Origin of the sequence: Halococcus sp. PRR34, assembly GCF_028617175.1 — an archaeon.
Classification (GTDB): Archaea; Halobacteriota; Halobacteria; order Halobacteriales; family Halococcaceae; genus Halococcus; species Halococcus salifodinae.
This window is the reverse complement of the sequence record NZ_JAQJDA010000011.1, coordinates 120,670-126,909: the sequence shown is the minus strand read 5'-3', so window position 1 is coordinate 126,909 and position 6,240 is coordinate 120,670. Positions and strand designations below refer to the sequence as shown.

General features: G+C 63.3%; 8 protein-coding genes. All 8 read left to right on the top strand.

Going from position 1 to position 6,240, the window contains the following annotated elements:
- Window positions 1-202: 202 nt before the first annotated feature.
- Entirely contained in the window at window positions 203-346 is a 144-nt protein-coding gene (locus PHA81_RS13835) for a hypothetical protein (protein ID WP_273837257.1), read from the top strand.
- Window positions 347-655: 309 nt separating this feature from the next.
- Window positions 656-1,240 carry a metal-dependent hydrolase gene (locus PHA81_RS13830; protein ID WP_273837256.1) on the top strand — a complete coding sequence of 195 codons (585 nt, stop codon included), beginning with the start codon at window positions 656-658 and terminating at the stop codon, window positions 1,238-1,240.
- Between the two features lie 48 nt (window positions 1,241-1,288).
- Complete coding sequence (locus PHA81_RS13825; RefSeq protein ID WP_273837254.1) at window positions 1,289-1,504, top strand: hypothetical protein; 216 nt, start codon at window positions 1,289-1,291, stop codon at window positions 1,502-1,504.
- Window positions 1,505-1,749: 245 nt separating this feature from the next.
- On the top strand, window positions 1,750-2,043 hold the full coding sequence (locus tag PHA81_RS13820) for a hypothetical protein (RefSeq protein ID WP_273837252.1): 294 nt from the start codon (window positions 1,750-1,752) through the stop codon (window positions 2,041-2,043).
- Between the two features lie 160 nt (window positions 2,044-2,203).
- Window positions 2,204-2,707, top strand: coding sequence for a hypothetical protein (locus PHA81_RS13815; protein ID WP_273837251.1), 504 nt, complete (start codon window positions 2,204-2,206; stop codon window positions 2,705-2,707).
- 912 nt (window positions 2,708-3,619) lie between these two features.
- Window positions 3,620-5,074, top strand: coding sequence for a hypothetical protein (locus tag PHA81_RS13810; RefSeq protein ID WP_273837250.1), 1,455 nt, complete (start codon window positions 3,620-3,622; stop codon window positions 5,072-5,074).
- 276 nt (window positions 5,075-5,350) lie between these two features.
- Entirely contained in the window at window positions 5,351-5,887 is a 537-nt protein-coding gene (locus PHA81_RS13805) for a hypothetical protein (RefSeq protein ID WP_273837249.1), read from the top strand.
- A gap of 23 nt (window positions 5,888-5,910) precedes the next feature.
- A complete protein-coding gene (locus tag PHA81_RS13800) occupies window positions 5,911-6,042 on the top strand; it encodes a hypothetical protein (RefSeq protein ID WP_273837247.1) in 132 nt (43 codons plus the stop codon).
- Window positions 6,043-6,240: the final 198 nt, after the last annotated feature.

The window sequence follows — 6,240 nt, the reverse complement described above, 5'->3', positions numbered from 1 at the left end:
GTTCGTTGGCTGCTTGGTCCGGTCGCATCAACCGACCAAGCAGCCCGTTCACCTAACCCGCTTTGTGAGGTACTGAGTCTGGGTCTGGAAAATCGATGTTTTCGTTTGTTGGTAGATCGTTGAAGGCCGGATCGGAGGGATGGAAGTGGGGGTGAATAGCCGTCGGATTGGGTGGCCGATCTCGAGGGGGTGTTCGCTCGGAGTGGAGGAGGTGATCGAGATGGGGTGCTGGGTGGGTGCTGAGTGGATGGTCGACCGGACCGGATCGCTGGTGAGTTCCCGCCTGGACGAGCTCGCAATCATTTCGATCAACCAACTGGAGCTGTGCCGAACGGCGTCGGTGTGACGATCCAGTCGAGTTGCAGTCGCGGCGCGCTGGGAGTGAGTCCATCCACCGGACGTGTGAGTGTGAGGCATACCTGGAGCTGTCGCGAGAAACCTGGATCGATCGCTCACTGAAACTCATACCTACCACCGTGCCGATGTATTGGATGACCGACGAAACGCCGCGCAGTTTGTTTGCCCAGTAGGGGGTGAGGGTGAGAGAGATGAGAGAAGTCGCACCGACAGACCAGGACAGTCGCGACGGCGAGTCCAGTACCGACACTCACTCACCATCCATGACCAACGAGGGAAACCCCTCGGAGTTTCGACAATGAGTACGGCATCATCGATCCAACGAATCACGGAAGCTATCGAGCCTACGAACGCCCCTTCGACAGCCCGCGTGGTGGCCTGCTTGGGAGCGCTATTGCTGTACGTTCCATTCGGGATGTCGATCGCCGAAATGTATCCAGCCTTCGCGGTGGCTGGAGCAGTGATCACGATCGGGGTGGCGGGCCTGCCGGATCGGCTGACGTGGCGATTCATTCCCCACGGTGTGACGCACTCGCTGGTGGGAGCTTCAGTCGTCGGTGCGCTGGTCGCAGTCCCCACGTGGTGGATCGGCGCGAACATCACCGTCTACGCTGGCGGCGCGATCGTGACGCCAATCGCCGCTGCTCAGTATGGCTTCACCGTCGGGAGTCTCGCCGGCTTCGGACACGTCCTGGGAGACTTCCTCACCGGGACGGACGTTCGGCTGGTGTGGCCGATCGCCGACTACGAAGTCTCGGTCAACGTGCCGCGCCTGCTGAACCCGCGAAACAACGAGGGCATCAACCTCATTGGGACGCTCGCACTCCTGACCATCGTCGTTGGACTCGCCTCGAGTAGCGTGACGGCGGCGATGATCCCGTAGAACCCAGCAGCTCTTTGTCCTCCACCGAGGGGTGGAGTGATTCAGAAGATGGCACGAACCCCCCGACAACGACGACGCGCAGTCGCACCGACAACTGATCGAGTCCGGACGGCCGTGGTAGTGCTCGCAATCAGTATCGGAATCCTCGATGTCGTGTTGGGTGGAGCCATCCCGATAGGGTTCTTGCTGCTGGCCGGCGTGTACGTTTTGCTCGAAGGTCTGTTTCGGACGTCAGTTCTCGCTGCAACCCGACTGTTCTGCTGAGTTCGTCGACGGCCCCGCATCCGCGACGACGACGACCGCACCGCACCGCGAAACCGCATCGCGCACGTTTCTCGCGCGCGTTCGACGGGACCGACCGCTACCGCGACCGCACGGCTCCTGCGACTGCACGGCAGCGGCTCCCGCAACCATCGGACCCAGAGGCATCGCGAGTATTCGCTATTCGAAAACGAATATAACGAACGGCCATTTTTGTGACACCCCAGAGGGGTGAGGTGTTCGAGACAATGACGCTCTTCAGCCAGATCCGAGAGACGATGCAGCGAGTGATCAGTACCGGCAGCAGCATCACCAACCGGAGCGACATCGACCCGGAGACCGCCCGGAAGCTTCAGGAAGTATCGGCAGGGCGCAAACAGATGACCGACGAGCTCCTGAACGAGGCGTACGCGGAGATCGGCGACGTGGTGCAGGCCTACTGCGATCATCCTCCAGAACTCCAGAACGAATACTTCGACGGGGACTGGCTGCATCGGGACTGCGAGTGCGGGACGTACTTGGGTACGGTCGAGGACCAGTAAGCCCGGCCTGTCGGGTTTTTTTGGCAGCATGTCCGCACGGGGTGGGACTCCCTCCGGTCGTCCCACCCCTGCTACGGAGATCGAGCCGCATCGCACCATTCAACCGAGATGTATGCAGCCCAATTTCTGCGACACCCCGAAGGGGTGAGGTGTTCGAGAGATGAGCAGTAACAGCGCCGACGGCGGCGACGCACAGACGCGGGACTGTCCGGACTGCGGCGAGGAGATGACGTACGACGCCATCCGTGAGCACGGCACCGAGTTCGAAACGACGCTCTACCAGGGGTGGTGGTGCTCGTCGTGTGTGCAAGGTATGGTCGAGTGCGGCGAGTGCGACAGCCTCCACCATCCGGACTTCGAGTGTGAGCCCAAACAGGAAGCTCGGATCGAAGCGGCCCGTGAGGATCTCGGCGGTAAGGCGAAGCTTCCCCGGTACGGGGTCGTCTCGCTCGAGGAGTGCGACACCATCGACGACGGGACGCCCGTCTACATCGTCGAGGACCGCTGTCCGAACCACGACTGTGACGGCGATCTCGTTTTCAGGCTGGTTCGCAACGACGACTTCACCGATCGGTATCCCCACGAAATCACCTTCGAATACGAAGCAGTCCTCGAATACTGCACGGAGTTCGAGGACGGCGACTGCTCGTACCATAAGCCGTGACGTCGTCGCGGCTCCCCCCTTTTGCTACGTGACTACCGCCCGCGCCTTCGGCGCGTCCTCCCCAACCTCCTCGCGTCGTGCCCTTGCGGGCACTCGCTCGTCCCTCGCGCACGTTCTCCGGCCCTCCGGGCCGGATTCATCGTACGCGCCACCGCTCCGTTCAGTGACCGCTACTGCTACCGTTCCGTTCGACGACCGCTGCTGCCTTCGCTCCAGCTGCCGCGACCGCTTCGACTCCGCGCCCGTTCCGCAACCGCTTCCGCTCTGCGACCGTTCAGCAGCCGCTTCCACTTCGCGACCGTTCGGCGACCGCCTCCACTCCGCGACCGTTCTGCAACCGCAGCCACTACCGCTCCGTTCGGCGACCGCGACAGCTCCCGCTCGGCAGCGGCTCCCGCGACCGCACCGCGAAACCCGCAGCACGCGCGTTGCTCGCGCGCGGCTCCTGGACCGACAGCTACCGACGGCGACCGCACTTCCTTTTGCGGAAGATCACGACGCTACAAAGTCTTAGTAGGAGCGGCTAACGGACTGGAACGGGAAAGTAGGACTGTGGGAATTCGGGGGTGAGATGGGTGTAGAGGGAGGATCGGAGTATGGAGTACAGGGGGGAGAGCAGGGTGGGGAAAGGGAGAGCTCTCGAAGCGGGAGAAGAACGGGTCGGTGGAAGAGCGGTGTGGTCGGAGGTGGAAGAGCGACGTTGCTGGTGACAGCGGTGGCGGATTCCTCAGTTTGTCTGCGGGAGGAGTAGCGAGCCTGCCAAACCGCATGTACGCACCCAATTTATGGGACACCCTGTAGGGGTGAGGGTTGAAGAGATGAAGTCGTCAGTACCGACGACAGCGACGGTCAGCGACGCCTCTCTCCGTGTAAGTAGCGGAGAGGGGTAAGTAGCCCCTCAGGTTGCCTACAATGAGTTCTAAGAACTTCAGCGACAAGACGGTTGCGGTCGCACAGAGCGAGAACGAGAGCAGCGGCGCAGGGCGTGTGCGGGACGCCGAGCGGATGCGGCAGTTCGACGAGGTGCAGTACCCCAGTGGTGGAGAGCGCGAGACGGAGCTCGAACTCTCGATCGACGGCGTGCCTGGTTACGAAATCGGGCAGAAGCGCGCAGAACAGGGGCGGCTCGATCGAGGGACGGACGAGGCGGTGAACGGGTCATGGGGCGGTCCCGGCGGGGAGAGCGAGTACGATGACAAGAGCCTCTACACTCAGGAGCGCATCGAGGGGCGCGAGGCCGAGCTCGAGAAAATCTCCGACCGGGCGGGTGCGAACCCGGAGGTTCACCCCCGACCCGAGAAGAAGGAGCAGCGCGAGCAGCGCACGATGGGGCTTCATCAGAAACGGATGGAGGAGTGTCGGGAGGACGTCGAGGCGGAAGCTGCCTCGGGGCACGTCGGTCGTGGGTTCGAAGACGACCCTCGCGAGCACCTGGACAAGGAGACGGTGGGCGAGATCTACACCCAGTCGGGGCGGGTGGCCGAGCGGTTCGGGCGCTCGCGGGCGACGGTCGCCAAGCGCATCGCTCAGAAGGTCGCCAGTGGAGCGGACATCAGTGAAGCGGTGATGGACCTCGTGGAGGACCTGTGCGAAGACCGGACGGTCGTCTCGCCGCTCTCGATGGTCGAACCGACGGACTCGTGGGCCACCATCGAGGGCGTAGTGGCAACGATGTTCGAGCCGGCGTCGAGCAACCAGCAGCAGGTCGCGATCCTCGAAGATGAATCGGGCGAGGCGAAGCTGACCATCTGGCGCAACTCGAACATGGACGTGCGTCTGAACGAGGGTGACGTGGTGCGGATCATCGACGCCAAGCCCGGTGCGTACGGGAACCAGACGACGTTGGCGGCGACGAGCGACACCCAGATCTGGCGGTGTGAGCGAGGCGACGGTCCCTCCCCGATGGGTGGCATCGAGATGTCCGAGCCCTCGTCGTGCGAGGCAGAGGTCGATGAGGCCGATGAGTTCACGCCGGTCCCAACGAACCATCGCGAGGAGTGGTTCTTCCCCCAGGCGGCGGATATGCCCGAGGTCGAGGGCGTGGACGTGGATCTCAGTAGCTTCGAGGGATCGGAGGCGCAGGCACGCACCACGCGCGTGGAAGCGGAGGACTCGGACACAGTCGGGTTCGTGGCGATCCGGGAACTCCAGTCAGACACCTACGGGACGTCGTGGGGCGAGCAGAAGCGTGAGGAGGCCGAGAAGCGAGGGCGCGAGCAGCGTGTGAGCGAAGAGAAGTACAACGTGCCTCGGTGGAAGAAGACGATGAGCCGGATCAACCACTACGAGCACACGAAGCTCTCGGAGTTCGGGGCGAACGACCGGATGGTCCACCTCGATCTCCCAGAGCTGTCGAACAACGAGTGAGGGCGCTGGAATCCTTTTTTTGCTACGTGGCTACCACCCGCGCCTTCGGCGCGTCCTCCCCAGCCTCCTCGCGTCGTGCCCTTGCGGGCACTCGCTCGTCCCTCGCGCACGTTCTGCGCGCCTCCGGCGCGCATTCATCGCGCGCGCCACGGCTACCGTTCGGCGACCGCTCCGGGACCCGTTCGGGGAGTTCGGTGGGACGGGACTGTGCGAGTGGAAGATCAGGCGATGAAGGCCAATTTATGAGACACCCCGGAGGGGTGAGGTGTTCGAGAGATGAGCGACCAGAGCGAGACGATGAGTGGACCGGGCGGTCCGAATACGTGGTCGAGTACGCCTGTCTCGGTGGCGTACCAGGAGGCACGGACGGTGCTCAACGCTCAGCAGCAGCGAAAGCAGCACCTAGACGACAAGGCGTTGCGGACGGCGCAGTTGGCGACGGTCGTCGCGACCGCGACAATCTCGTTGGTCGGTGGCCTCGACGTCACCATCCGGCCGGAGTTCGGCATCGTCGGTGGAATCCTGCTGATGGGTGGGTTCGGGGCGGCGATCGCGAGCTATACGACTTCGACGCTGTTCCTCGGGCCGAACGAGGCCTACCTGAGCAAGTTGGTGCTCGGCGGGTTCGTGGACAAGGGAGTGATCGACGGACGAGCAGAGGCGGACTCGTGGGAGACTGCGCTCACGCTCGTGATGGGCGAGTGGGTGAGCAGGAATCATCAGATTCTGGCGGTGGGGAAACGGCGGCTGATTGTCGGCGAGAGTGCGCTGTTCGCCGGATTGGTCTGTCTGATGACGGGCGTGGTTTTATGAGCCGAGGACTCCTTCGGTTGGATATGGAGCACAATCGCGAGGAACACGACGAACAACGGGCGGACCTCGCCGAGGAGTACGGGCAACGTGAGCCGACGGGCTTCGAGTTCGTCGGTGAGTGGGTCCGCCGCCTGCGGGAGACGTGGCGACGGTAGCTACGGACGCTCTCTCTTTTTGCTCCGTGTCTTCCACCCGCGCCTTCGGCGCGTCCTCCCCAGCCTCCTCACTCGTGCCCTTGCGGGCACTCGCTCGTCCCTCGCGCGTTCTCCGGCCCTTCGGGCCGGATTCATCACGCGCCACCGCCTTCGCGTTCACCCACCTCCAGTCTGCCATCTTTGCCGTAGAATCTTTGT